At 53.0% G+C, this 25,980-nt stretch carries 20 protein-coding genes; 14 read left to right on the forward strand and 6 right to left on the reverse strand.

Going from position 1 to position 25,980, the window contains the following annotated elements; all coding sequences use genetic code 11:
- Positions 1-414 precede the first annotated feature (414 nt).
- Positions 415-1,788 carry a phage/plasmid primase, P4 family gene (locus FGQ86_RS07350; protein WP_138303339.1) on the reverse strand — a complete coding sequence of 458 codons (1,374 nt, stop codon included), beginning with the start codon at positions 1,786-1,788 and terminating at the stop codon, positions 415-417.
- On the reverse strand, positions 1,763-2,383 hold the full coding sequence (locus FGQ86_RS07355) for a CHC2 zinc finger domain-containing protein (protein WP_138303340.1): 621 nt from the start codon (positions 2,381-2,383) through the stop codon (positions 1,763-1,765). The genes FGQ86_RS07350 and FGQ86_RS07355 overlap by 26 nt, the downstream gene beginning before the upstream one ends.
- A gap of 233 nt (positions 2,384-2,616) precedes the next feature.
- Between FGQ86_RS07355 and FGQ86_RS07360 the strand changes: the two genes are divergently transcribed.
- From FGQ86_RS07360 to FGQ86_RS07390, 7 genes are all read left to right on the forward strand, one after another.
- The gene (locus FGQ86_RS07360) at positions 2,617-3,456 is read left to right on the forward strand and encodes a helix-turn-helix transcriptional regulator (RefSeq protein WP_015534243.1); all 840 of its coding nucleotides are present in this window, start codon (positions 2,617-2,619) and stop codon (positions 3,454-3,456) included.
- Positions 3,437-4,099, forward strand: a complete 663-nt coding sequence (locus tag FGQ86_RS07365; protein WP_138303341.1) for a sigma-70 family RNA polymerase sigma factor — start codon at positions 3,437-3,439, stop codon at positions 4,097-4,099. The genes FGQ86_RS07360 and FGQ86_RS07365 overlap by 20 nt, the downstream gene beginning before the upstream one ends.
- 577 nt (positions 4,100-4,676) lie before the next feature.
- On the forward strand, positions 4,677-4,886 hold the full coding sequence (locus FGQ86_RS07370; protein WP_138303342.1) for a helix-turn-helix transcriptional regulator: 210 nt from the start codon (positions 4,677-4,679) through the stop codon (positions 4,884-4,886).
- Between the two features lie 24 nt (positions 4,887-4,910).
- A complete protein-coding gene (locus tag FGQ86_RS07375; RefSeq protein ID WP_138303343.1) occupies positions 4,911-5,459 on the forward strand; it encodes a DUF6680 family protein in 549 nt (182 codons plus the stop codon).
- Positions 5,446-7,203, forward strand: a complete 1,758-nt coding sequence (locus tag FGQ86_RS07380; RefSeq protein WP_138303344.1) for a site-specific DNA-methyltransferase — start codon at positions 5,446-5,448, stop codon at positions 7,201-7,203. The genes FGQ86_RS07375 and FGQ86_RS07380 overlap by 14 nt, the downstream gene beginning before the upstream one ends.
- Before the next feature lie 14 nt (positions 7,204-7,217).
- Positions 7,218-9,842, forward strand: coding sequence for a DEAD/DEAH box helicase family protein (locus tag FGQ86_RS07385; RefSeq protein ID WP_138303345.1), 2,625 nt, complete (start codon positions 7,218-7,220; stop codon positions 9,840-9,842).
- A gap of 31 nt (positions 9,843-9,873) precedes the next feature.
- Positions 9,874-11,943: an AAA-like domain-containing protein gene (locus FGQ86_RS07390; RefSeq protein WP_138303346.1), complete on the forward strand. Its 2,070-nt coding sequence runs from the start codon at positions 9,874-9,876 to the stop codon at positions 11,941-11,943.
- A 73-nt stretch (positions 11,944-12,016) separates the two neighbouring features.
- Here FGQ86_RS07390 and rlmD read toward each other — a convergent pair whose 3' ends face one another.
- From rlmD to FGQ86_RS07405, 3 genes are all read right to left on the reverse strand, one after another.
- Positions 12,017-13,669 carry a 23S rRNA (uracil(1939)-C(5))-methyltransferase RlmD gene (gene rlmD / locus FGQ86_RS07395; RefSeq protein WP_138303347.1) on the reverse strand — a complete coding sequence of 551 codons (1,653 nt, stop codon included), beginning with the start codon at positions 13,667-13,669 and terminating at the stop codon, positions 12,017-12,019.
- A gap of 98 nt (positions 13,670-13,767) precedes the next feature.
- Entirely contained in the window at positions 13,768-14,712 is a 945-nt protein-coding gene (locus FGQ86_RS07400; protein ID WP_138303348.1) for an HD domain-containing protein, read from the reverse strand.
- A 70-nt stretch (positions 14,713-14,782) separates the two neighbouring features.
- Positions 14,783-16,069 carry a S1C family serine protease gene (locus FGQ86_RS07405; protein ID WP_171031526.1) on the reverse strand — a complete coding sequence of 429 codons (1,287 nt, stop codon included), beginning with the start codon at positions 16,067-16,069 and terminating at the stop codon, positions 14,783-14,785.
- A gap of 224 nt (positions 16,070-16,293) precedes the next feature.
- Between FGQ86_RS07405 and FGQ86_RS07410 the strand changes: the two genes are divergently transcribed.
- Genes FGQ86_RS07410 through FGQ86_RS07420 form a run of 3 tightly spaced genes read left to right on the forward strand, consistent with a single transcriptional unit; the run spans position 16,294 to position 20,877 of the window.
- Positions 16,294-18,672, forward strand: coding sequence for an endonuclease MutS2 (locus tag FGQ86_RS07410; RefSeq protein WP_033126232.1), 2,379 nt, complete (start codon positions 16,294-16,296; stop codon positions 18,670-18,672).
- A 32-nt stretch (positions 18,673-18,704) separates the two neighbouring features.
- Entirely contained in the window at positions 18,705-19,406 is a 702-nt protein-coding gene (locus FGQ86_RS07415) for a response regulator transcription factor (RefSeq protein WP_033126231.1), read from the forward strand.
- A 16-nt stretch (positions 19,407-19,422) separates the two neighbouring features.
- Positions 19,423-20,877, forward strand: a complete 1,455-nt coding sequence (locus FGQ86_RS07420; RefSeq protein ID WP_347562492.1) for a HAMP domain-containing sensor histidine kinase — start codon at positions 19,423-19,425, stop codon at positions 20,875-20,877.
- Positions 20,878-20,957: 80 nt separating this feature from the next.
- Here FGQ86_RS07420 and FGQ86_RS07425 read toward each other — a convergent pair whose 3' ends face one another.
- The gene (locus FGQ86_RS07425; protein WP_138303350.1) at positions 20,958-22,163 is read right to left on the reverse strand and encodes a substrate-binding domain-containing protein; all 1,206 of its coding nucleotides are present in this window, start codon (positions 22,161-22,163) and stop codon (positions 20,958-20,960) included.
- 262 nt (positions 22,164-22,425) lie between these two features.
- Between FGQ86_RS07425 and pflB the strand changes: the two genes are divergently transcribed.
- From pflB to FGQ86_RS07445, 4 genes are all read left to right on the forward strand, one after another.
- On the forward strand, positions 22,426-24,528 hold the full coding sequence (gene pflB, locus FGQ86_RS07430) for a formate C-acetyltransferase (protein ID WP_347562493.1): 2,103 nt from the start codon (positions 22,426-22,428) through the stop codon (positions 24,526-24,528).
- Between the two features lie 56 nt (positions 24,529-24,584).
- Complete coding sequence (gene grcA3 / locus FGQ86_RS07435; RefSeq protein ID WP_033126228.1) at positions 24,585-24,827, forward strand: autonomous glycyl radical cofactor GrcA3; 243 nt, start codon at positions 24,585-24,587, stop codon at positions 24,825-24,827.
- Positions 24,793-25,569: a pyruvate formate-lyase-activating protein gene (gene pflA / locus FGQ86_RS07440; protein WP_033126227.1), complete on the forward strand. Its 777-nt coding sequence runs from the start codon at positions 24,793-24,795 to the stop codon at positions 25,567-25,569. Before grcA3 ends, pflA begins: the two co-directional genes overlap by 35 nt.
- Positions 25,570-25,684: 115 nt before the next feature.
- Entirely contained in the window at positions 25,685-25,855 is a 171-nt protein-coding gene (locus FGQ86_RS07445; protein WP_081958046.1) for a 4Fe-4S binding protein, read from the forward strand.
- The last annotated feature ends 125 nt before the right edge of the window (positions 25,856-25,980 follow it).

The following is a 25,980-nucleotide window of genomic DNA, read 5'->3' on the forward strand; positions in this document are numbered from 1 at the left end:
TCAACGGCGGAATATTCAACTTCGCGAAAATGTGGGGTTTTTCATCGTTCGGGCTGTATCTGCGCGAGATAGTGCAGCGTGTGCACAGTTCCACGAGTCGCTATTTGATGAACTGTGTGCAGATAACAGAGAAACATTTCGCCGTTTTGAGATTGCTTCAAAAGATACCTGCAAAATCACCTCTTTTGCTGACCGCTTTAGGTGTGGTCAAAATGACCACACCTACTTCGTCCTGCTAAAGTGGTCGGGTTCAAAATGACACCAACCACTTCACATCACAAAACCGAGAATATTTACATGGTTCTGGTCGTACCCAAAATGGGCACGACCACTTTATCCGCATGAAGCGCCTCTAATATATGAGGTAACAGGGTGAATCGCTGCGTACATACGTACCGGCGACCAGAGCGAAAATCAATCCCGCCAGTCTTCCGGTACGTACGTACACTGTGAAGCGTCCGTAAACTCGTTTATATGTGGCCTTGCCACCGCCTCAATGCCCATAAAGCCCCACACCCGGCGTCCTGCCGAATTGGTGATCGTGTTGCAGTGTTCCAGATTGTACTTGCCGCAGGCTGCCACCAGCGCATCGCTGAAGCTGCGGCGTTTAAGAGCAGTCAGACTATTTTCCTCACACCACATCCGATAAATGTCGTAGCAATCCTTTGAGCTGATGGACGCATCCGCTTTCAGCCGGATGTAGCCCTCGGATTCCAGAAAGTCAAACACATTGTTGTTGTCCCGCTTAACGGCCTCCCGGTTCTCTTTGGTGCGCTGGCTTTCGGTGAACTTGAAGTTGTTTGCCACCAGCCGCTGCAGTCCCGCAAAGGCCCAGAGGAATATGCCCTCGATTTCTGCCTTCATCTTTTCGGAAAGGTCGGGATCATCCACGCGGTCAACAGGTTTCTCTTTGGTGGTCAAAATCAACTGCCGCCGATAGAAGCCGTCGCTTCGGTCAAAAAGGGCTTGCAAGTCGCCGTTGCTGAACGCCAGAAGGCGGGCGCACATCCAGCCCTGATAACTCTGCTTGCCTTTATGCTCCAAATCCATCTTGCCCTGCGCGGTGACGATGGATTTGACGTAGTTAGTCTGGCGCAGTGCCTCCATCCGCATATCGTCGTCCACACACAGCAGAATGTGTTCCAGATCAGCGCGGGCGAAGCGATTCTCTGAGATTTTGCCGATGCTGCCATCTTTCATATTGCTGCCGAACAAGGCGGACAGCACCGCGCCGATCTGGCTCTTGCCCTCGCCGCCGCTGCCTTTGATAACCATCATCCGCTGGCCTTTGTTGCTGGGGATCAGGCAGTAGCCGATATATTCCTGCAAAGTCGGAATGTCCTCCGGGTAAAGCAGCCCATCCAAAAACGCCAGCCAGCGGGCTGGTGTGGGAGCACCGGGATTGTAGGCCACCGGCAGACGACAGCGAACAATCTCCGGCTTGCCCTCCGTAAAGGAGCCATCCAGCATTAGCGTCCCATTTGCCAGATGAATCCGGTCTGCCTCCGGCGGGAAGTCCTCCACCAGTGCGGCCAGCTTCATCAGCTCCACGATATTGCTGATTTTGCGGGGGATATTGCTGACCGCACAGCATTTCAGTTCCTCAAAAATTTCTCCACGCAGTGGCAGCTCATCGGTCACGCGGCCATCGGGCGTGAAAAAAGCCCCGTTTGTGTAGATGATTTTGTGTCTGCCGAGAAAATCATCACAAAACAGGGCTTCATTGATACTCTTGCCATCAAACCAGACAGACTGGTTGACCTCACGCGATTTCTCGTTCTTCGCCACAGTGCTGCACCTCCTTTTCCAGACGTTGGAGCCGCTGCTCCAGCGCGGCGATAGTGCCGTCCTTCAGCAGCATATCTACCGCTTTCACACGCTGCTCCAGTTCCGCAAACATGAGAACGTCCAACAAATCATTTACATACTCGATCATATGACAGGCTTCCACAAAGCGGTCATCCAGTTCATCCTCCGGCGATCGCGGGTCGTACTCGACCTTCCAGCGTTCCAGCAGATGCAGGTAGTCGCACAGCACCCGCTGGCAGTACATCTCATCGTTACGGAAGGCCCGCGCCAGCGGATAGGGCTTTTTCAAAGCCATCGCTGCCGGGGGCTTGTCCGGGTCGATGCCAAAGTCATAGGCCAGCTTCTTTGCGGCCTCGTAGCTGCTCAGGCCGAACAGCCGCGCCACAAAATCGATCACATCCCCGGTAGCCCCGCAGCCAAAGCAATAGAAATAATCCCTGTTCAGCTTCATGCTGGGATGCCGGTCATCGTGGAAGGGGCAGCAGATCATATCGCCCCGGTTGACCTTACAGCCGTAGTATTCGGCGGCCTGCTTCACGGTGACAGCGGATTTTACAGTTTCAAATAAATTCATAGGCTTTGTCCTCCATTATTTATTGACGGTATCTGCCCGTCTGCCTGAATATACGGGGAAAAAGCCTATAAACCGAAAAATCCGCTAAAAGTGCAAGAAATGAAAAAACGCCGCCCTGAAATCTTGCAAAAATGCAAGACCTCAGAGCGGCGAAGCCAGCGGAAAGCATTTGCCCGCGCTGGTTTTATCAGGTATAATGGATAAAGAGAGTTTTCAGAAGAGAGGTGCGTCACATGGAGGGAGCCTATCTGCCCGGCAATATCCGGCAGCGGATGCAGGAGCTTATGAAGGAACATAAAATTACCCAGGCACAGCTGGCGACCCGCATCGGCAGCACCGAGAGCGCCATCAGCCGGTTTGTCAGCGGTAAGACTGATAAGATCAGCACAGAACATTTGCTCCGCATTGCGAAAGTGTTTGAAGTCTCCACAGATTTCCTGCTGGGGGAAGTCAACACGCCCGACCGGACAAATTTTGATATTGAAGAACTGGGCCTGTCGGTGCAGGCGGCGCGGAATCTGTACACCGGAAAAGCCAATGCAGAGATCGTCAACCGCCTTTTGGAAAGCCCTCGCTTTGCAGAAGTCACCTATATGATTGAGCAATATTTTGACGATACGCTGGCCGCCGGTTTCGCCGGACAGAACCAGATGCTTACTACTCTCAGCGCCATGCTGCGCCGAAACAATAAAACAGACGCTGCGGTGCAGGCGGCCAGAACTGTCAACCGGCAGAAAGTTCCCGTATATCAGGCAGACCTGACGATGATACAGAACACATTTATGGCGGCGCTGCGGGAAGTGAAGAAAGAGATCGGCAACGATTTCACAGCAGCGCAGTCCTTGACCAAGGGCATCACTCAGCAGATGTTTACCGAACTCACCAAAGGGGCGGATGTTCATACTCCGACCATCACGCCCGAAATGATTTCCGCCGCCGTCACCCAGAGCGCAGCGGGGATGGACGGTGTGCAAAAGGAAGCATTAGACAAGTTCGGTCAGGCGCTGACGGAATTTCTCCAATCCACCTTAGACCACGCGCAGGAGAAGCAAAATGCCGACCCGGAGCAATGAGCAGCTGTGCAGACTGGCACAGAAAGGGGATACGGCTGCCCGTGACATTCTGCTGGAAAAGAATCTGGGATTCATCCGAAAAATTGCGCTGGAGCAATACCGAAACATGGGGCTGGATGAAAATGATATTGGAATTGATTTGGATGATTTGATGCAGGAGGGAAGTATCGGCCTGCTGAATGCGATCCCTTTATTTGACGCCGGACGGGGCATGAAATTTCTGACCTATTCGGCACCAGCAATCCGCAATGCCATGACAGACTGCATCCGCGCAGCTCTCGCCCAATTTGAACAACGGATGGTGGATAAGAAAGACGGCCCCGGATTCCAGAGAGTATATCTGGATGACGTTCTCTCAGATGATGAACAGATGCTGCGGATTGAAGCCATAGCCGACCCTCACACCCAAACGCCAGAGCAAATCTATATTCAAAAAGAGCAGCTGACAGAGTTGTATGCGGCGCTGGACAAGCTGACTGCCAGAGAGCAGACCTATCTGCTGTACCGCTATGGGTTTACCGATGGAATCAAACACCCGCTGATCGGCGCGGCGCTCTATTTCCACCTCAGCGAGAGCCGGACAAAGAAGGTGGAGGGCGAGGCGATGGACAGTCTGCGAGGGAAACTGCCGTGGTGGTTTTGATACGATGGTAAGCACGGCTGACGAGGGCTTTGATATACCTTTGTTCCGCTAATGACACGGCTGACAGACAGTGCTTGCCGCACCGCCTGCCAGCCTTTTTCTGTCGCTTATGCTGCCCCGCAAGGGGCAACCTTTCCCGCCAGAACGCCGCAACTGTAGCCACACTTTCCGAGGTGTGCTACATTTCCGGCTGCCATCTGCTTTACAAAGGTATAACACACTAGACTTTCCGAGGGAAAGTCGTGTGCCAACAGGGATGCTGCTCGCCCCTATTGGAAACCCAGAGCCAAAGGGACACGTCCCTCTAGGCACCCCGACTGTCCGTGCAGTGGCTTTCCGTCCTGCTCCCGCACGCTGGATATGCTCCTGCCCGAACAGGTAAACAGACACAGAGTTTTGCCCAGGTGGTGGGCAGATTTCTGTGCCTGTTTTTGCTCAGCGGCGGCTGGGAAAATCACACGTGGAACTCTCGGCCTTAATTGGAAATTTTCGTATTGGAGTGCGAAAACCGATTGTCCTAAGTTCCTATATCTGGTATAATAAAATAATAGTTGAATTCTCTGACGGAGGTACCCATATGGCCATCTCTTACAATAAGCTCTGGAAACTGCTCATTGATCGAAAAATGAGCAAAGCAGACTTACGCCGAGCAGCGGGAATCGCCCCTAACACCATGACAAAGCTGAACCGAGATGAAGAAGTGACCCTAGAAACACTCGGGAAAATTTGTGGTGTGTTAAAAGTCAATGTCGGAGATATTGTGGATATTTTTCCTGATGCTCCATAACAAGATAGAAAGAGAGGGAGATCTATGACTCCATTTGAAATTGTAACTGCCATTTTGAACTTGCTTGCACTTATCCTGATTCCCATAATAGCCGTGATAATTGGTCAGCATTTGCAAAATGTTTCAGCAAAACGAAAAGATAAAATGGACGTGTTTAAGACGATGATGATGAACAGAATCGGCTGGTCCGTTGAAGGTACACGAGCCATGAACATTATTGATATTGTTTTTTCGGATGATAAAAATGTTCGACAGGCTTGGAGTGAATATTATCATGCTCTTTGTGTCAAGGACCCAGATGAAATACAGTTAAAGCAAATGCAGCAAGCACAAGATAAATTACTTGAGAAAATGGCTATTTCTCTTGGATATAAGGATAAAATCACATGGGAAACCATTCAGAATCCTTATGTTCCGAAAGGGATGATGGAGGCAATGGATCAGCAACAGATCATCCAAAAAGGACAGACAGAGCTTGCAAAGGTAGCTGGTGCGTTTGCTCAAATGATCAATACTAACGCAGCCAATCAAGCGCCAAACCGACAGGAGGATAATCCCCATGCCAACACTTGAATGGATTGGAAAAGATAAAGTGGTAAACCACCACCAGGAGGTGCCTTATCGGGTGCTGGAGCGCCAGTACAGCTATGATGGAGCTGGGCAGCACGCCGAGGACAACGGCAGCGAAAACATGATTATCCATGGCGACAATCTGGAGGCGCTAAAAGCCCTGCTGCCCCAGTACGAGGGCAAGGTGAAGTGCATCTACATCGATCCTCCCTATAACACCGGCAACGAGGGCTGGGTGTACAACGATAACGTCAATGACCCCAAGATCAAAAAGTGGCTGGGCGAAGTGGTTGGCAAAGAGGGCGAGGACCTTTCCCGGCATGACAAGTGGCTGTGTATGATGTATCCCCGCTTGAAGTTGTTGCAGCGACTGTTAGCGGATGACGGAGTTATTTTTATCAGTATTGATGATACTGAGTATGCCAATTTGAATCTAATTTGTGACGAGATTTTTGGAAGCAGCTGCTTTGTGTCAAACATTTCATGGCAGCGGACATACTCTACCCGAAACGACTCCAAAGGGATTGTGAACGAAGTGGAGCACCTGATTGTTTACAGTAAACAGCCAGGCTGGAATCCAAATAAATTACCTCGTACAGAGGAAATGAATGCTCGATATAAGAACCCTGATAATGACGATATGCCGTGGAAAAGCAGTGATGCTTTTGCCCCAGGAGCCTCCACACATCCAGGCATGGTATATGCTGTTCAGCACCCCTTTACTGGAAGTTTGATCTATCCTACGAATGGGCGGCATTGGGCATTTGGGCAGGAGCAAGTGCTTGAAATTATGCTTGGATGGGGCAATTATGAGTTACGTCAAATTGGCGATGATGAGCGGCGGGCAGAAATATGTGGTGTCAGTGTGGATGATGTACGCCATGATGTGATGGCCATAATGCTTACAGATACAATAGATGTAGCTCGTAAAAAAGCTTTGCAGATTTACGATAGAGGTAAATGGCCACTCTTGTGTTTTTCAAATCGAGGGAAAAGCGGTATTCGCAGAAAAACATATCTTGACGGAGTTGGAGGAAGGTTACCAACAAACTATTGGTCTTTTGAGGAAGTAGGGCACACAGATGAAGCCGCAAAAACTCTAAAATCTATTTTCAACAATAAGTCTCCTTTCGACACTCCAAAACCCTCCCGTTTAATCGAGCGTATACTCACAATTGCGGGGAATCGAAAGGCCCTAATTCTCGATTCGTTTGCTGGTTCCGGCACCACCGCCCATGCTGTACTCAACATGAACAAGGCCGACGGCGGCAACCGTAAATTCATCCTTGTGGAAATGATGGACTACGCCGACAGTATCACAGCTGAGCGTGTCAAGCGAGTAATTGACGGCTACGGCGAGGGCAAAAAAGCCGTGGAAGGCACCGGCGGCAATTTCAGCTACTATGAGCTAGGGCCTGTGCTTCTGCTGCCGGACGGCAACCTCAACGAAGAAGTAGGCCCGCAAAAAATCCAGGAATATGTCTACTACATGGAGACCAAAGAGCCCATGACTGCCGAACAGCCCACGGACGAGCCTTACTTCATGGGCCTGTGCCGCAACACCGCCTATTACTTCTATTATGAGCGAGAAAGAGTCACCACGCTGAATTACGCCTTTTTGGCTACCATCCAGACCAAAGCCGAGGGTTACACCATCTATGCCGACCTGTGCGCTATCCCGCAGGAGACACTGCGCAAGCATAACATCACTTTTAAGAAAATTCCTCGGGACATTGCCCGTCTGTAAAGGAGCGTGAAGAAATGGAACTGAAATCTTATCAGAAAGAAGTTATTGCCGATCTTGCGCGCTACCTGGAGCTGGTGGTGGAACTGCAAAGCCCAGCAAAGGCGTATCAGACCCTCTGGAACGAAAAAAATGTTCTGGTAGGATTCGGCGGTATGCCGAATTATGTGAATGTGCTCCCCGGCGTACCCCATGTGTGTGCCAAGGTGCCTACCGGCGGTGGCAAGACCTATATTGCCGCCAGTTCTCTGCGGACAATTTTTGACGCCATGCCACAGCGCCGGGCCAAGGCCGTCGTGTGGCTGGTGCCCTCTGAGGCTATTCTGACCCAAACCCGCAAGGCACTGGAAAATCCCGATCACCCCTACCGCCAGCGGCTGGATGTGGATTTTGGCGGGCGGGTACAGGTGTACTCCAAAGAACAGGCCCTCATGGGGCAGAACTTCACCCCCTCTGCTGTGACAGAACAGCTCTCTTTGTTTGTCCTCAGCTATGATTCTTTCCGCACAAGCAAAAAGGAAGGCCGCAAAGCCTATCAGGAGAATGGTTACCTGGCCGAGTTTGCAAAGTGGATGGATGATCCGGCTGTTCTGTTGGCCGATACCGATGAGACGGCGTTGATCCAGGTAATCCGCTATCTGAATCCGGTGGTCATCGTGGACGAAAGCCACCATGCCACTTCGGATTTGAGCGTGGAAATGCTGCAAAACTTCAATCCCAGCTTTGTGTTTGACCTGACCGCAACTCCCAAGCAGAAAAGCAACATCATCTCTTTTGTGGACGCTGCACGGCTGAAAAAGGCCAACATGGTCAAGCTGCCAGTCATCGTGTATAACCGGAAATCCCAGGCCGATGTGTATGGAGATGCTATCGCCATTCGTGCCAAGCTGGAGGCACAGGCTAAGCGGGAACAGGAAACCAGCGGGCGCTACATTCGTCCCATCGTTCTGTTCCAGGCCCAGCCCCGCAACAATGCGGACAGCACCACATACGGAAAAATCAAGAAAACGCTGGTGGACGGCGGTATCCCAGAAAATGAAATCGCCATCAAAACCGGCGATAAGGACGAGCTGAAAAATGTGGACTTACTGTCCCCAGACTGCCCCATCCGGTACATTATCACCGTGAATGCCCTGAAAGAAGGCTGGGACTGCCCCTTTGCCTACGTGCTGGCCACGGTGGCAAACCGCACTTCTACTGTGGATGTGGAGCAGATTTTGGGCCGTGTACTTCGGCTGCCCTACACGCAGAAAAACAGCAGCGAAGTGCTGAATCTCTCCTATGTCATCACATCTTCCGCAGACTTCCACCAGACACTGGAAAAGGTCGTGGTCGGGCTGAACAGCGCCGGTTTCAGCAACCGTGACTACCGGGCACAAGATGTGGACATCCCCGTTATGGCACCTCCCACCCCGGAGCCGGAGCAGCTTCCTATTGTCCCGTCTCCCGCTGATGAACCGGATCTGCCAGAAGTAGACGGCTCAGATTTGAAGGCACGTTTTGAAGCGGCCGCACAGGAAGCGGAACAATCTGTGCAGGATGGAGCGGTGCAGTCTGATCCCATGCTGGTGCAGGCCCTGCAACAGAACAAAAGCTATGAGGACGAGATCAACCAGGCTGACAACACCGCTTTGAGCCAGGCTCCATCGGAGGTGCGCGACAAAATGAATCAGTTCCGAATGAATGAGGAATTTGCAGATGAAGCCGCTGCCTTGCGCTTCCCCCAGTTTATGCTGGAGACTGGTCCCAGCCTGTTTTCGGAAGCCCACGAAACCTTGGAACTAGAGCATTTGGAGGGTGGCTTCTCTCTGCGAGACAAAGACGCTCATGTGGATTTCACCACAATCAACGCTGAGATGGCGCGGGTCGATGTAGACGATAGCAAAGACAGCACCGCAAAGGCGTGGCGGCTGTCCGGCGGTGACAGCGCCTTTTTCCGGGAGTGGTTCAACACCCAGCCCTCGGGAAAGCGGCTCTCGCTGTGTAAGGGCATTATTAAGCAAAAGCTGTCCAAAATGAATTGTGTCAACGACCGGGAGCTGGATGAGTACATCGACCGGGTGATCGGCACCATGAGCGAAGATCAGCTCTCCGAGCTGGAGCAATCGCCGTATCCTTATGTCGTGAAGATTCAGGGAAAGGTAAAGGAATTGATTGCCCAGCATCGCTCCGGCGTCTTTGACACCTGGCTGGAGCAGGACAAGATTTCCTGCCTACCCAACTATGCGCTGCCTGCGGTAATCTCTCCAACGGCATTTACTTCGATGGTGCCGAAATCGCTCTATACCGCCGAAGAAGATATGAACGAGTACGAGTTCAAGGTGGTGTGGGCACTATCAGAACTGGGCAAAGTCAAGTGGTGGCATCGTAATATCTCCAGACTGGGTTTCCAGATTAACGGCCCCGTTCACGCTTACCCTGATATCATCGTGATGCTCCACAGTGGAAAGATACTGATGGTGGAGACCAAGGGCGACCATCTGGATAACGATGAATCCAAGGAAAAGGCTAAAATTGGCGACCAGTGGGCGAAGCTAGCCGGAAAACAGTACAAGTATTACATGGTGTTTGAGACCAAGCAGCCGGACTATCCGGGAGCATATTCCTTGGAGCGGTTTATGGAGATTGTGAAGGGATTGTAACACCCCAAAATATATGTTGGAGGTTTAAATAATGGGAACCATTAAATCAGAAATAAAGAATCTCTTTCTGGCCGAACATCCCGAGCAAGAAAGTATCCTGAAGCCTTTTCTAAACGGTTTCGACATAAATTATGCGGAAGTGAAGTCCATTAATAACACTGCAATCTTTTCATATATGATAAAGCCAGAAGACTTTATGAAAGAAGCCTTTGGCCTGGAGAAAGAAATATTATTGGTATATTCGCCTTTTGATACTTTAGAGCCACGAGCTCTACAAGCTGCAAATATGTTGTTTAAAATGTTCCCATACATGAACCGAATAGATACACTTAACTTTTTTATGGTTTCCAAAGATCCTGCAATACAAAATTATGCAGGAATAATGTCTTTTTCTGAGGAAGAATCTCGTTCGCTAGTTCCCTTTTTATATTCTGATTTAATTTCAAGTACTAGCGATAACTGGTATGTTAGAAAAATCTTAAAGAAAAACTTTTATGACGTAGATTTGTTTGGTTATACTCTTCCGATTAGAGATGAGTCCTCCTTTTTTGGGCGGCACCAAATTGCTGCACGATACATTGATGCGATTCGCCGATGCGAAAACCGAGGTATCTTTGGACTACGCAAAACAGGTAAAACATCCTTTTTGTTTAAGATTGATCGAATTATTCGAGAACAGCATCTTGGGTTTGTATTTTTTTATGATTGTAAGTCTCCATCATACAGAAAACTTCACTGGAACGAGCTCCTTGGAGAAATATGTAGCAATATAGCCAATCGATTAAAAATACGCATTAGAAAAGAATATGATGAACAAAACATCATTAAGAGTTTTCGATATGTTGTGAAATCGGCATCAGATAAGAACATAAAGATTATTATTATGTTTGACGAAATCGAATATATTTCGTTCAAATCTCCGCTTGATGAACACTGGAAGACGGAATTTATAGACTTTTGGCAAACAATTTGGTCTGTTCAAAGCCTTCATCGGAATCTTGTGTTCATATTATCTGGTGTTAACCCAAGTGTTACAGAAATCGATACAGTTAATGGCGTTCAAAATCCACTATTTAGTATCGTGCAATCAGAGTATTTACATGGATTATCTGAAGATGAAGCGAGAACTATGATTCGGACTTTAGGGCGCAGAATGGGTATCAGATTTGAATATGATTCTGTGAAACTTTTATATGATCAATTTAATGGGCATCCTATGCTCCTGCGCCTAGCGTGTAGCTACATTAATCGTCAATATAATGATCCAGATAAACGGCCCATTACAGTTACGGCAGATAACTTAAAAAAGCTACAAGATGATATTGATGTAGAATTAGCTTACTATTTCCGTCATATTGTCTCAGAAATCCAAAAATTCTACCCCGAAGAGTATGAGATGTTTGAGTTGCTAGCTTCTGGACAAACATCGGATTTTGTGGAGTTATCTGCAATTACAGAGTATACAAAACATCTGTACAGTTATGGCTTAGTTGGTCGTGAGAATGGAAAGTTGCCATATGTTAAAATGCCTGTAGCTGGAAGATACGTAGCTATGGAATTAGCCAAGAGGGAAAAGAGAACAACCCTATATCGAATTGTTCCTCTTGAAAAACGAAATCAATGGGTCGCGCAGCGTGTGAAGTCAATTATACGTGATTTGCGTCAACTAGAAACAGCAATATCTAATGCAGGAACGTGCAAACTTTTTGGCGAAAACTCTTTCCCCGAGGCAGATAGATTTGTAAATGTAGGATCAGTGTCTAACGAGCCAGAATTTGAAAATTTCTTCAATATCTGTAATCGTTGCTTCGTTGAGTCAATCGAAAAATACGGCAAATCATTGGGGAAAAAGAAATATTTCTGGAATGAAATCAAGTCAACTTATCCGGCTTTGTTTGACGTACTACATCGAATAAAGGTTTATCGCCATTCTAGCGACCACCTAGAACTAAACCCCGATGTCGCCAAGAAGTATAAAGAATTTTGGAATGAGGATACGGCTGGTGTTACCGACTTTGAAGAACAACGGTTTGTGATTCAACAAAAGCTATTAGAAGCCTTTTTATCTGCAATTCAAACAGAAATAGATTCTATATCCTAAACAATACTCCGCCCAAAGTGTGCTTTGGGCGGAGTATTGTTTATTTTGCACTGAAGTTATTATTTAGTATCTGCTAAATTATTTGAAAATGCTTTAGTGCATCTATAATTACCTCTTCCTTTTCCAGTGGGCACTGCGGCACTTTGGCATCCTCTTTCTTCGACAGATTATAATTTTGACCAATTTCCAGCCCACATTTCCGCTTGACTTGAGAAATATACAGGCTGGATACCTTCAAACCGTGTTTTTCCAGTACATACGCCTTAATCTGCTCATAGGTCGCACCTTTCTGGAACCCGGACATATCCACATCCTCCAGCGAGAACTCCACACGAACTTTCTTGGAGTCGATTTCTCCCTTGGAAAGCAAGACAACCGTCTCCACATGCACCGTATGCGGGAACATATCCACCGCCTTCACCCTGTCCAGCTCATACCCGTTCCCCCGCAGGTACTTCACGTCCCGGGCCAGGGTGGCGGGGTCGCAGCTGACGTACACGATCCGATCCGGCTGCATCTTCACCATGGTCTCCAGCACAATCTGCTCGCAGCCCTTCCGGGGCGGGTCCACCACGATCACATCCGCCTGCACCCCCTCTTTTTCGTACATGCTAGGCAGCACCTCCTCCGCCTTTCCCACATAAAACCGGGCGTTGGAAATGTCGTTGATAGCGGCGTTGTTTTTGGCATCCCGGATGGCCTGGGGGACGATCTCCACCCCGCAGACGCATCCTGCCCTCCGGGCGAGGAAGAGGGAGATGGTGCCGATGCCGCAGTACAGATCCCACACCGTCTCCTTTCCCGTCAGGCCGGCGAACTCCAGGGCCGTGCCGTAGAGCCGCTCCGTCTGCACCGGGTTCACCTGATAAAAGGAGAGGGGAGAAATGTGGAATTTCACATCGCCGATGTAGTCTGTGATATAGTCCTGCCCCCAGATGGTTTTTATGTCCTTTCCCATGATCACATTTGTCTTCTCCCTGTTGACGCTGCAGGTGATGCTCGTCATGCCCTGGATGGAGGACAGCCGCTCTGCCAGCACATCGCTGTGGGGAAGGGCGTCTCCGTTGATGACTAGACAGACCATCAGCTCTCCGGTGGCAAAGCCCTTGCGGATCAGCACATGGCGCACCAGCCCGGCGTGGGACTCCTCGTCGTAGGGCTGCACGTGGTATTCCCCCATAAAGGCCAGAATCTCCTGCAGGATAGGCTGATTTTCCTCTGCCCCCAGAGCGCAGTCCATGTCCGGCAGGGGGATGATCTTATGGGTCCGTCCGGCATAGAAGCCTGCCGTCAGATGGCCTTCTCTGTCTCTGCCAATGGGATACTGGGCTTTATTGCGGTAACGGAAGGGCTCGTCCATTCCGATGATCCCCTCCATGGCGGCGTCCAGCACCTCTTTTGGCACTGCGCCGAGCCGCAGAAGGTTGTTCTCCACCTTGCCCTTTTTAAAGGCAAGCTGCTGCCTGTAATCCATCTCCTGGATCTGGCAGCCGCCGCATCTTCTGGCCTCCTTGCACCTTGCATTTTGACGGGCGGGTGAGGGCGCAAGAATATTCATTAATCTTGCATACCCATAGTTTTTCTTCATCTTCATGATCTTTGCTTCCACCAGGTCCCCGATGATCGCATCCTTAATAAAAAGAGCGCATCCGTCTACCTTTCCGATGCCCTCTCCACCAGTGCCCATGTCCTCTATCCGCACTGTCACCAAATCATTTTTCTGCATAAATATTCCCCTTTGTGTCACTTTTACGCACCAGTTATATGAATTTGGGACGTAACACTTTTAAACTTTGTTACGTCCCCAAATACATTTAATACTATTTACATCTCCGTCCGGCGCAGGTTTGTCTCGAAGAGCCGGTTATATCCCAGCCATTCCCTGCTGCCCTGCTTATCCTTGAAGATCTCGGTCAGCGTCTGCATCTTGGCGTCTGTGCAGTCCGCGAAGTTGAGGGCCATGGCCTCGGCCAGGGCCGGCTTCTTCGGGGAGCCGTACTCCAGCTCGCCGTGGTGGGCGATGACGCAGTGCTTCAGCTCGCTCGCCAGCACCTCCGGGAAATCCGGGATGGTGCGGATGGCGTCGCTGATCATCTCCACGCCGATGACGATGTGGCCCAGAAGCTGGCCGTCGTCTGTGTAGTCGTTTGCCGGGAAGGGAGACAGCTCCTTGATCTTCCCGATGTCATGGCACATGGCCGCGGTGTAGAGAAGATCCCGGTTCAGGATGGGGTAGGCTCCCACCATGTACTCGCAGAACTTCACCACGCTGAGGGTGTGCTCCAGAAGGCCGCCGGCAAAGCCGTGGTGGACCGTCTTGGCCGCAGAGTGGTTCTTGAATTTCTTGATGAAATCCGGGTCATTTTCAAAGTAGTACTCTATGATCTTCCGGAGGTACGGATTTTTCACCTGGCGGCCGTAGGATAAGAGCTCCTGGTACATGGCCTCCGGATCCTTCTCCGTGGAAGGCATATAGTCCGCCGGGTTGTACTCGTCCTCGTAGGCCCTGCGGATCTGCTTGATATTCAGCTGCAGCGCGTTGTTGTAGCTGATGACCTCACCGTACACCTCGATGAAATCCATCTCCTCATAGTCCGCGATGCCGCTGGAGTTGGGATCCCACACCTTTCCGTCCAGTGTTCCTGTCTTGTCCTGGAGGATCAGGTTGTCGTATGGTTTGCCGTTTCTTGTCTCAGCGGAACGTTTGCCCTTGCACAGGTAAATGTTCCTGATGGTCTCTCCCTCGCAGAGAGTGTTGATATATCTCATATAAAATGCCTCTTTCTGATAATTTTCTAATTGTCTTGCGTCTTTTAAGGTTTGCGTCTTTTGCGTTTTCTTACTCTTTACTTCCCACAGTCACCCGGAAAGTGATGTCCACATAGCCGCCGGTTCCCTGGCGCTGCCCCCGAACCCGTATCTCATTGCCTGTCTCCTGCTGCATCAGGGCGTTGTTGTAGCCGGACAGAGTGGTCACTGAAGTGCCGTCCACCTCGGTGATCACATCGCCGCTCTGGATGCCCGCCGCCATGGCCGGCGAGTCGGCGCTGACCTCCTGCACGTAAACGCCGGCAGGAATGCCCTGGCTGTCTGTCAGCTCCTCTGTCACTGTGACCCCCTGTATGCCGATGTAGGGCACCGCCTGCCCGTTGGACAGAAATTCCAGGGCGTCCTTCAGGTCAGAGATGCCGTAGGCCGCCACAGGCCCGGACTCCCCGTCCCCATAGAAGCGCTCCTGGTCGATCAGGCCGATGATCTGACCGTCCGTGTTGAGCAGGATCCCGGTGCCGCTTGTGCTGCCGCCAATGTCCGTGCACAGCAGGCTGTAGTCTCCGTCCGCCCGGCTGACCGTCTCCCTGGTGGAGGAGACAACGCCAATGCCCATGCCTCCATAATACCCGAAGGGGCTGCCGATGGCAATGACAGGATCTCCCTTTGAGACGCTCCCGGAGCTGCCCAGAGCCACTGTCTGGATCTGGTTCCAGGCATTTTCCGACAGGGTGTTTTTCGCAATGGCGTAGACCGCAATGCCAAGGTTGGTATCCTGCCTCTTCACACTGACGCTGTAGGAATTGCCGTCCACAAGCCGGGCCTGCAGAGAGCCTCCCTCAGGCACGGCCAGACCTTTGGCCGCCACCAGGAGCTCCACGCCGTTGTCCTCAAAGATGACGCCCGCCACGCTGTCCTCGTCCACAAGCGCCTGGTCCTGCCCTTCCGGCTGGGAAACCTGGACAGATATCTCCGCCATGCTCCTGTTTACCGTGTTGGCCACAGTCACAAGAGCCTGGTTCAGTTCCTCGTAATCATCCACTGTGAGAACAGGGGAGGGCTCTTCTGTCTGTCCTTCCTCTCCTTCCTGGGTCTCCTCCTCTTCCTCCTCCGGGATGGTGATTTTCCTGGGATTGCTGGAAAACCGGTCCTCCGCCCATGGCCTGAGGGCATAAAATCCCAGGCAGGCCGCAAGTCCGAATATCAGACCAAGGCCCGCATATCTCAAGACCATGTTTCGGATCTTCCTGTATCCTACGTTCTCATCCTTGATGGTTTCCTGCATAAAGGAAAATTCTTCTTTCTTTTCTTCTTCGTTTTCCTCTCTGCTCTCCTCAGGATTTTCATGATATTCCATGACCATCTTCTCCTTGTGCAATCCTTGTTTTAGTATACAATATCCCCCCGCAATGTTCAATAATTATCCTTTCCTTTCCCCTGTAAATGCGGTATAATGATTGCGCAAAAGCGCAATCTGAAGCGAGGAACTCGCTTCACCCTGCTGCGCAGGGATATACCGACAGGACACGGCAAAGTGCGACAAAATCTGACAAAAAAACATGGAATACAGGTGAACCTATCATGAATCATAAGACACTGACAAAACTGGAATTTGACAAAGTGGTGGACCTTCTCACCGCCCAGGCGACCTGCCCGGGAGGCGTGCGGTCCTGCCGCTCCCTGAAGCCATACACGGACATCAATAAGATCGAGACCGCCCAGGAGCAGACCCAGGCCGCCTTCACAAGGATTGTAAAAAAAGGCCGCCTGTCCTTCTCCGGCTGCGATCCGGTGAGCGACTCCCTGAAGCGCCTGGAGATCGGCGGAACCCTGGGGGCCGGAGAACTCCTTCGCATCTGCAAGGTCCTGAAAGCAGCCGGCAGGGCAAAGTCCTACGGCCGCCACGAGACAGTGGACGAGGCCGCCGACTGCCTGGACGTCTATTTTGACCAGATCGAACCCCTCACCAATCTGGCGGGCGAGATTGACCGCTGCATCATCAGCGAGGAGGAGATCAGCGACGAGGCCAGCCCGGGGCTGAAGCACATTCGCCGCCAGATCAGTCTGGCCGGTGATAAGATACACTCCACCCTGACCTCCCTTGTGAACGGCCCTCTGCGCAGTTACCTCCAGGACGCCCTCATCACCATGAGGGGGGACCGGTACTGCATCCCTGTGAAGGCCGAGTACAGAAGCCAGGTGCCGGGCATGATCCACGACCAGTCCTCCACCGGCTCCACCCTGTTCATCGAGCCCATGTCCATCGTCAAGCTGAACAATGACCTGAAGGAGCTCTACGGAAAAGAGCAGGAGGAGATCCAGGTCATCCTGGCAGACTTAAGCAATGAGACTGCTCAGCACGTGGACGCTATCCGGGCGGACTACAAGGCCATGACAGAGCTGGACTTCATCTTCGCGCGGGGAGCCCTGGCCCTCTCCATGAACGCCAGCCGCCCCCTCTTTAACAGCGAGCGGAGGATCCGGATCCGCCAGGGACGCCATCCCCTTCTGGACCCGAAGTCCGTGGTTCCCATCTCCCTCACGCTGGGGGAGGATTTTGACCTGCTCATCATCACAGGCCCCAACACAGGAGGAAAGACAGTCTCCCTGAAAACCGTGGGGCTTTTCACCCTGATGGGCCAGGCAGGCCTCCACATCCCGGCCCTGGACCGCTCCGAGCTGGGCGTATTTACCAATGTGTTCGCGGACATCGGGGACGAGCAGAGCATTGAGCAGAGCCTCAGCACCTTCTCCTCCCACATGACAAACATCGTGTCCTTTTTGAAGCATATCACCCCGGACAGCCTGGTGCTCTTCGACGAGCTGGGGGCCGGCACAGACCCCACCGAGGGAGCCGCCCTGGCCATCGCCATCCTGGAGCATCTCCACAGGCAGGGCATCCGCACCATGGCCACCACCCACTACAGCGAGCTGAAGGTGTTTGCCCTCTCCACAGAGGGAGTGGAAAATGCCTGCTGCGAGTTCGACGTGGCCACCCTGCGGCCCACCTACCGGCTCCTCATCGGCATCCCCGGCAAGAGCAACGCCTTTGCCATCTCCAGCAGGCTGGGGCTGCCGGACTACATCATCGACGAGGCGAAAAAGCAGCTCTCCGAGCAGGAGGAGTCCTTTGAGGACCTGCTGACGAACCTGGAGCAGAGCCGCCGCACCATCGACAGGGAGAAGGAGGAGATCAGCGCCTACCGCCGGGAGCTGGAGAAGCTGAAGAACGAGACTGCCGCCCGCCAGGAGAAGCTGGACGCCCAGAGGGACCGCATCCTGGAGGAGGCAAACGACAAGGCCCGGGCCATCCTGGAGGAGGCCAAGGAGATGGCCGACGAGACCATGAAAAATTTCCGCAAATTCGGCAAGGAGAACATCTCCGCTGCGGAGATGGAGAAGGAAAGGGAGCGTCTCCGCAAGAAGATCGCCTCCACCGGCTCCGGCAAAAAGCTGGCGGCCGCAAAGCCCAGGAAGCAGCATAAGCCCGGCGATTTCAAGCTGGGCGAGTCTGTCCGTGTGCTGAGCCTGAACCTGAACGGCACCGTCACCTCCCTGCCTGACGCGAAGGGAAATGTGAACGTGCAGATGGGGATCCTCAACTCCCAGGTCAACATCTCCGACCTGGAGATCATTGAGGAGCAGCCCGTGTACTCAGCGGCGAAAAACCTGCGGCGCACCTCACAGGGCAAGATGAAGATGGGCAAATCCCTGTCCGTCAGCCCGGAGATCAACCTCCTCGGGAAGACTGTGGACGAGGCCGTGGCGGAGCTGGACAAATATCTGGACGATGCCTACCTGGCCCACATAAACCAGGTGCGCATCGTACACGGCAAGGGCACCGGCGCCCTGCGCAGCGGCATCCACAAATATCTGCGCAGGCAGAAGCACGTGAAGGATTTCCACCTGGCCGCCTTCGGCGAGGGCGATGCGGGCGTCACCATCGTGGAATTCAAATAGAGACCGACATCATCTTAAGAGGGAGGATATTTATGGTAAACAAACAGAAAATACTGATCGTAGATGACGATGAAAATATTGCGGAGCTGATCTCCCTGTACCTGACAAAGGAGTGCTTTGACACCATGATCGTCCACGACGGGGAGGAGGCTCTGAAGGCATTTGACCTGTACCATCCCAGCCTGATCCTCCTGGATCTGATGCTGCCCGGCATCGACGGGTACCAGGTGTGCCGGGAGATCCGCAGCCGCTCCCAGACCCCCATCATCATGCTCTCCGCCAAGGGGGAGGTGTTTGACAAGGTGCTGGGACTGGAGCTGGGGGCGGACGACTACATCATGAAGCCCTTTGACTCCAAGGAGATGGTGGCCAGAGTGAGGGCCGTCCTTCGGCGCTACCAGCCGGCCCGCCAGGAGACTCCGAAGGAGGAGCGGGGAAAATGTGTGGAGTATCCGGGCATTGTCATCAATCTCACCAACTACTCTGTCCTCCTGGACGGAAAAAATGTGGATATGCCTCCAAAGGAGCTGGAGCTCCTCTATTTCCTGGCCTCCTCCCCGAACCAGGTCTTCACAAGGGAACAGCTTCTGGACCAGATCTGGGGCTATGAGTACATCGGCGACACCCGGACTGTGGACGTGCACATCAAACGACTCCGGGAGAAGATCAAGGACCATCCGTCCTGGTCTCTTGCCACCGTGTGGGGCATCGGCTATAAATTCGAGGTAAAATAGTGTTCGAGGTAAACGAATGTTTTTCAGACGAAAAAAAGCAAAAAAGAATAATCTTCCTCTGAACAGCACGCTGTATCTGAAATTTATCATCGTCTACATCATTCTCGGGTTCCTGAGCCTTTTCACCGCCGCCACCCTGGCCTCGGGGCTGACCTACAGCGGCCTCAAGTCCTCGGAGGCGGACCGGCTCTACGCCCAGGCCACTGCCATGGCCAACGACTACCTGCCGGGGTACTTCAGCGATCTGCTCACAGGCTCTGACGTAAAGATGCAGCTGAACGGCATTTCCGCCTACGCAAAGGCCGCCGTCTGGCTGGTGGACCGGGAGGGCAATGTGCTGGTCTCCTCCCGCCCTGACAGCTACCCCACCGCCCCGGCCCAGATCCGGGGCTTTGATCCCGCCGCCAGCGGCAGCGCCACATATCAGGAGGGAAACTACCACGGCTATTTTGAGGAGGATGTACTCACAGTCAGCGCCCCGGTGGTCCAGGGCTTTTCCACAAAGGGCTACCTGCTGATCCACAAGGAGGTCTCTGACCTGACGGATTTCAGGGACACCCTGATGCGCTCTGTCTACGCCACGGTGATCATCATTTATCTTCTCTCCTTCATCGTGCTGCTGGCCTTCCAGTTTCTCGTGTACCGGCCTCTGCGCAAAATAACGGAGGCTGCCACCCAGTACGCCTCCGGCAACCTGGAGTACGAGATCCCGGTGACCACCCAGGACGAGATGGGGTATCTGTCCGCCTCCCTGAACTATATGTCCGCGCAGCTGCGGGACATGGAGGACTACCAGAAAAAGTTCGTGGCAAATGTATCCCACGATTTCCGTTCCCCTCTCACCTCCATCAAGGGCTATGTGGAGGCCATGGCAGACGGGACCATCCCTCCGGAAATGCAGCAGAAATACCTGAACATCATCCTCTTTGAGACAGAGCGGCTGACGGATCTGACCCAGGATCTGCTGACGCTGAACGAGTTTGACACAAAGGACATTCTCCTGAACAAGGAGGTTTTCGACATACACGAGGTCATCAAGAACACGGCCGCCACCTTTGAGGGCATCTGCACAAAGAGGAAGATTTCCATTGAGCTCATTCTGGCCGCCCGCCACCTGAACGTGTACGCGGACCGGAAAAAGATCCAGCAGGTCCTCTACAACCTGATCGACAATGCCATCAAGTTCAGCGATTCCGACTCCAGCATCACGGTGGAGACCACGGACCGGGGCGACAAGGTCTACATCTCTGTCAAGGACTACGGCATCGGCATCCCCAGGGACTCCCTGAACAAGATCTGGGAGCGCTTCTACAAGACAGACGCCTCCAGGGGGAAGGACAAGAAGGGCACCGGCCTGGGCCTGTCCATCGTGAAGGAGGCCATCCAGGCCCACGGGGAGAACATCAACGTCATCAGCACCGAGGGGGTGGGGACGGAGTTCATCTTCTCCCTGCCCAAACGAGGGAATTAATCACAGCCAGATCCGCCTCCTGCTATATATCATTCTCAGATTTATTTCCTCCTGACTGCCGGAAAAAGCTCTCAATCCCACTAGTACAGCATGGCCGCCACTTCCGGGTCCTCCATGTTGTCCGCGGTGATCCAGGTGTAGCCGGAGTCCACCTCCGCCTCATTTCCCAGCTCCAGGATGGCCCTTGAGCAGGCCACCACTGTGGCATAGCCCATGCCGTAGGGGTTCTGGGCCACAAGGCCGTCCACCAGCCCCTCCTCCAGGGCCTGAGCCTCCTCCTTTGTGGCGTCAAAGCCCACAATGCTCACGTCCTCCTTCTCCAGCCGCTGGGTGTTCTCCACAGCATCCATAACAGCCTCCCCGCTTGTGCCGTAGATGGCCGTGACATCGGGGTTTTTCTCAAAGATATAATCCATAGCCTCCTCGTCGGAAATATCCTCCGCGGTGAGCTGGCTCTCCTCGTCCTCTATGGGAGCGGCCTCCTGCCCCTCCTTCGCGTAGGTTCCCGCGTTGATCTCGTCCGCGATGGTCTTCTTCAGATCCTCCAGCTCATCCAGATAGTAGGTAGTTCCCACTTTGATCTCCGGGTGGTCCGCCGCCAGCTTCTGGGTAAAGCCATCCACTCTCTGCTGGGTGGTCACGGAGCGGGAGTCGTGTGCAAATATAAGGATCTCCCCGCTCTCTCCCAGGATTTCCGCCAGGTGATCCGCCGCCTCTGCCGCCGCGGCGGTGTTGTCCGTGCTGATCTTGGCCATCACGTTCTGATAGTTGCTAAGAGAGTCGTAGGTCACCACAGATATGCCGTTCTCCGCCGCCAGGTCAAACTGCACGTCCCCGGACTGGGAGTCTATGATGGCGATACCAACCGCCTGGGGATATCTGGCCAGCTCCTCGTCCAGAATGTTCACCTGCTCATCCACATCCCCCGACTCGGAGGGGCCGCTGTACACCATGCGCACCCGGTCCTCCCCCTTGTAGCCCAGCGCGTCGTTGATATCGGAGATCGCCTTCTGGGCCCCCTCCTTCACATCGTCCCAGAAATCTCCGCCGGAGGCCTTTCCGATAATGGATAGATACGTGCCTGCCTCCAGATTCAGCCCCTCCACATTGCCGTAGGCGGAAGGGTCCAGAGCATCAAGGCGGACCTTCTCCTCGTCCACCTTCTCCTCGGTTCTGTTGACGGTAGTGGTCTGCTCCTCCCCGTCATTGATCCTTGTCTGACTACACCCTGCCAGCGCGATGGCCGCGCCGGCCAGGAGCGCCGAAGCTCTCCATAACCTTTTCATTTTCTCTACACTCCACATCATTGAAATTTTGACTACAAACACTATACACCAAAATATCAAAAAAATGTTGAAAAATTTCTTAAATTTGCAAGATGTATAATTTTTATCATATTTGTATACTGTATACAAATAAATACAATCTATCTATTGACTAAATGATAGTCATTCTCATATAATAGTGCCACAACAGCTGTTCAACTATTTATTTTATGATCTTATATTCACATATTTCAGAGGAGGAACCTATATGGAAAAACATTGGATCGCGGAGAGCTGGGACGGCTTCCGCCCGGGCAGATGGAACCGCACCTCCGTAAATGTGCGGGACTTTATTCAGAACAACTACGCACCCTACGAGGGAGACGAGTCCTTCCTGGCGGGCCCCACGGACGCCACGAAAAAGCTCTGGGACCAGGTCTTGGATCTGTCCGCGAAGGAGCGGGAGGCAGGCGGCGTCCTTGACATGGACACCAGGATCGTCTCCGGCATCACCTCCCACGGACCGGGCTACCTGGACAAGAACCTGGAGCAGATCGTGGGCTTTCAGACGGACAAACCCTTCAAGCGCTCCCTGCAGCCCTTCGGCGGCATCCGCATGGCCCAGAACGCCTGCCGCGAGAACGGCTACGAGGTGGATCCGGAGGTGGTGGAGATCTTTACCAAATACAGAAAGACACACAACCAGGGCGTCTTTGACGTGTATACACCGGAAATGCGCCTTGCCAGAAAATCCGCCATTATCACCGGTCTTCCGGACGCCTACGGCAGAGGCCGCATCATCGGAGACTACCGCCGGGTGGCCCTCTACGGGACAGACTGGCTCATCGAGGACAAAAAGCAGCAGCTGGCCACATCCCTTGTCCGCATGACCGGCGACAACATCCGTCTGCGGGAGGAGCTGGCCGAGCAGATCCGGGCTCTGGGCGAGTTAAAGGAGCTGGGAGACATTTACGGCTTTGACATCAGCAGGCCGGCCAGAAACGCGAAGGAGGCCATCCAGTGGCTCTACTTCGGCTATCTTGCGGCCGTCAAGGAGCAGAACGGTGCCGCTATGAGCCTTGGCCGCACCTCCACCTTCCTGGACATCTACATCCAGAGGGATCTGGACAGAGGCCTCATCACAGAGGAGCAGGCCCAGGAGTACATTGACCACTTTATCATGAAGCTGCGGCTTGTAAAATTCGCCCGCACGCCGGAGTACAATTCCCTCTTCTCCGGGGATCCAACCTGGGTGACAGAATCCATCGGAGGCGTGGGCATAGACGGACGCCCGCTTGTGACAAGGACATCCTTCCGCTACCTCCACACCCTGGACAACTTAGGGACAGCGCCGGAGCCCAACCTGACTGTCCTGTGGTCCACAAGACTTCCCAGGGCCTTCAAGGAGTACTGCGCGAAAATGTCCATCAAGACCTCCTCCATCCAGTACGAGAACGACGACCTGATGAGGGCTACACATGGCGACGACTACGCCATCGCCTGCTGCGTGTCCTCCATGCGGGTGGGAAAGGAGATGCAGTTCTTCGGCGCCCGGGCCAATCTGGCCAAGTGCCTGCTCTACGCCATCAACGGCGGCATGGATGAGCGCATGAAGGTGCAGGTGGGACCGAGGTATCGCCCGGTGGACACGGAGTACCTGGAGTACGATGATGTGATGCAGAAATTTGACGATATGATGGAGTGGCTGGCGGAGCTCTATGTCAATACCCTCAATGTTATCCACTACATGCACGACAAGTACTGCTACGAGAAGCTCCAGATGGCCCTCCACGACAGGGAGGTGAAGCGCTACTTTGCCACCGGCATCGCCGGCCTTTCTGTTGTAGCCGACTCCCTGTCCGCAATCAGGTACGCGAAGGTGAAGCCTGTCAGGGATGAGGACGGCCTCGTGGTGGACTACCAGGTGGAGGGAGATTTCCCCAAATACGGAAACAACGATGACAGGGTGGATGAGATCGCCGTGGAGATCGTCCGGACCTTTATGGACAAGATCCGCAAGCACCATACCTACCGCCACTCCATCCCCACCATGTCCATCCTGACTATCACCTCCAACGTGGTGTACGGCAAGAAGACCGGAAACACACCGGACGGAAGGAAACAGGGCGAGCCTCTGGCTCCTGGAGCCAACCCCATGCACAGGCGGGATACCCACGGCGCCCTGGCGTCCCTGGCCTCTGTGGCGAAGATCCCCTTCCGCCACGCCCAGGACGGCATCTCCAACACCTTCTCCATCATTCCGGGGGCTCTTGGCAAGGATGACCGCATCTTCGCAGGCGACCTGGATGTGGACAGGCTGGAGGACGAGTGCGCCAACATGGCGTGCAGCATCCCCAATATCGAGGAGAGCATCGACAGAGAATAGTGACAGAGAATAAACAGCAGAGCATTAATAGTGAGACGCGAAAGGAGAATATCATTATGGCAGTAAATCAGCAGCAGGTAGACAATCTTGTAGCAATGTTGGACGGATATGTGGAGCAGGGGGGACACCACCTGAACGTGAACGTATTCACCCGGGAGACCCTTCTGGACGCCCAGAAGCACCCGGAGAAATACCCCCAGCTCACGGTCCGCGTGTCCGGATACGCGGTCAACTTCAACAAACTGACAAAGGAACAGCAGGACGATGTCATCTCCCGTACCTTCCACGAGGGAATGTAAGGGCTGGATCCACTCCATCGAGAGCTGCGGCACCGTAGACGGGCCGGGCATACGGTACGTGGTCTTCCTCCAGGGCTGTCCCATGCGGTGTCAGTACTGCCACAATCCGGACACCTGGGAGTACGGGAAGGGGGAACTCATGAGCGTCCATGAGGTGCTGGAAGGATTTTATTCCAACCTCCCCTTCTACCGGAACGGGGGCGTCACTGTGACAGGCGGGGAGCCCATGATGCAGATGGCTTTCCTCACGGAGCTGTTCCGGGATCTGAAGCGCAGCGGCATCCACACCTGTGTGGACACCTCCGGGATCATGTTCAACCCCCACAGCGAGCGCTTTATGGCACAGCTGGGGGAGCTCCTTCCCCTGACCGACCTGGTGCTGCTGGACATCAAGCACATGTCCGACGAGAGGCACCGGAAGCTGACAGGCCACACCAACCGGCAGATCCTCTCCTTTGCCAGGTATCTGGATGAGCAGGGTGTCCCTGTGTGGATCCGCCACGTGGTGGTGCCGGGCATCACCCTCTATCGTGAATACCTGGAGGAGCTGGGCACCTTCATGGCCTCCCTCCACAACGTGCGGGCCCTGGACGTCCTCCCCTACCATACGATGGGAAGGGCAAAATATGACAGTTTAGGCCTCCCCTATCCCCTGGAGGGGACCCGGGAGGCCACAAAGGAAGAGGCAGCAGCGGCCCGGCAGATTATCCTTAAAGCCTACAAAAGGGCCAGAGAAAATTGAGGATGATACTCAATCTCTTGTGCTAAATTTAGAACATCACTAAGTCTTGTATATTTGAAGCTTTTGTATTATTATATGTATAAACAACTGACAACAGTCAAAGGAGGAAGATATCATGGCACATGTAATTAGTGATGAATGTGTAAGCTGCGGCGCTTGCGAAGCTGAATGTCCAGTAGGAGCTATCTCTCAGGGAGCTGATCACTACGAGATCGATCCGGACGCTTGTGTAGACTGCGGTGCTTGCGCAGCTCAGTGTCCTACAGGAGCTATCTCTCAGGGCTAATCCTGATTGGGATTTTTCCACATACGGCATATGAACATAGCAAAAAGGCGGACTGTCTGCAAAAAGTGCAGGTGGTCCGTTTTTTTGCCGTATTTTCGTACACGATGCCGACCTGTTTTGACAGT

Origin of the sequence: Clostridium sp. BSD2780061688st1 H5 (genome assembly GCF_005845155.1) — a bacterium.
Classification (GTDB): domain Bacteria; phylum Bacillota; class Clostridia; order Lachnospirales; family Lachnospiraceae; genus Claveliimonas; species Claveliimonas intestinigallinarum.

Excerpts from the sequence above, each read along its gene's own strand:
- FGQ86_RS07355 (WP_138303340.1), bottom strand. The coding sequence starts at position 2,383 with ATGAATTTATTTGAAACTGTAAAATCCGCTGTCACCGTGAAGCAGGCC.
- FGQ86_RS07360 (WP_015534243.1), top strand. The coding sequence starts at position 2,617 with ATGGAGGGAGCCTATCTGCCCGGCAATATCCGGCAGCGGATGCAGGAG.
- FGQ86_RS07365 (WP_138303341.1), top strand. The coding sequence starts at position 3,437 with ATGCCGACCCGGAGCAATGAGCAGCTGTGCAGACTGGCACAGAAAGGG.
- FGQ86_RS07370 (WP_138303342.1), top strand. The coding sequence starts at position 4,677 with ATGGCCATCTCTTACAATAAGCTCTGGAAACTGCTCATTGATCGAAAA.
- FGQ86_RS07375 (WP_138303343.1), top strand. The coding sequence starts at position 4,911 with ATGACTCCATTTGAAATTGTAACTGCCATTTTGAACTTGCTTGCACTT.
- FGQ86_RS07380 (WP_138303344.1), top strand. The coding sequence starts at position 5,446 with ATGCCAACACTTGAATGGATTGGAAAAGATAAAGTGGTAAACCACCAC.
- FGQ86_RS07385 (WP_138303345.1), top strand. The coding sequence starts at position 7,218 with ATGGAACTGAAATCTTATCAGAAAGAAGTTATTGCCGATCTTGCGCGC.
- FGQ86_RS07390 (WP_138303346.1), top strand. The coding sequence starts at position 9,874 with ATGGGAACCATTAAATCAGAAATAAAGAATCTCTTTCTGGCCGAACAT.
- rlmD (WP_138303347.1), bottom strand. The coding sequence starts at position 13,669 with ATGCAGAAAAATGATTTGGTGACAGTGCGGATAGAGGACATGGGCACT.
- FGQ86_RS07400 (WP_138303348.1), bottom strand. The coding sequence starts at position 14,712 with ATGAGATATATCAACACTCTCTGCGAGGGAGAGACCATCAGGAACATT.
- FGQ86_RS07405 (WP_171031526.1), bottom strand. The coding sequence starts at position 16,069 with ATGGAATATCATGAAAATCCTGAGGAGAGCAGAGAGGAAAACGAAGAA.
- FGQ86_RS07410 (WP_033126232.1), top strand. The coding sequence starts at position 16,294 with ATGAATCATAAGACACTGACAAAACTGGAATTTGACAAAGTGGTGGAC.
- FGQ86_RS07415 (WP_033126231.1), top strand. The coding sequence starts at position 18,705 with ATGGTAAACAAACAGAAAATACTGATCGTAGATGACGATGAAAATATT.
- FGQ86_RS07420 (WP_347562492.1), top strand. The coding sequence starts at position 19,423 with ATGTTTTTCAGACGAAAAAAAGCAAAAAAGAATAATCTTCCTCTGAAC.
- FGQ86_RS07425 (WP_138303350.1), bottom strand. The coding sequence starts at position 22,163 with ATGAAAAGGTTATGGAGAGCTTCGGCGCTCCTGGCCGGCGCGGCCATC.
- grcA3 (WP_033126228.1), top strand. The coding sequence starts at position 24,585 with ATGGCAGTAAATCAGCAGCAGGTAGACAATCTTGTAGCAATGTTGGAC.
- pflA (WP_033126227.1), top strand. The coding sequence starts at position 24,793 with ATGTCATCTCCCGTACCTTCCACGAGGGAATGTAAGGGCTGGATCCAC.
- FGQ86_RS07445 (WP_081958046.1), top strand. The coding sequence starts at position 25,685 with ATGGCACATGTAATTAGTGATGAATGTGTAAGCTGCGGCGCTTGCGAA.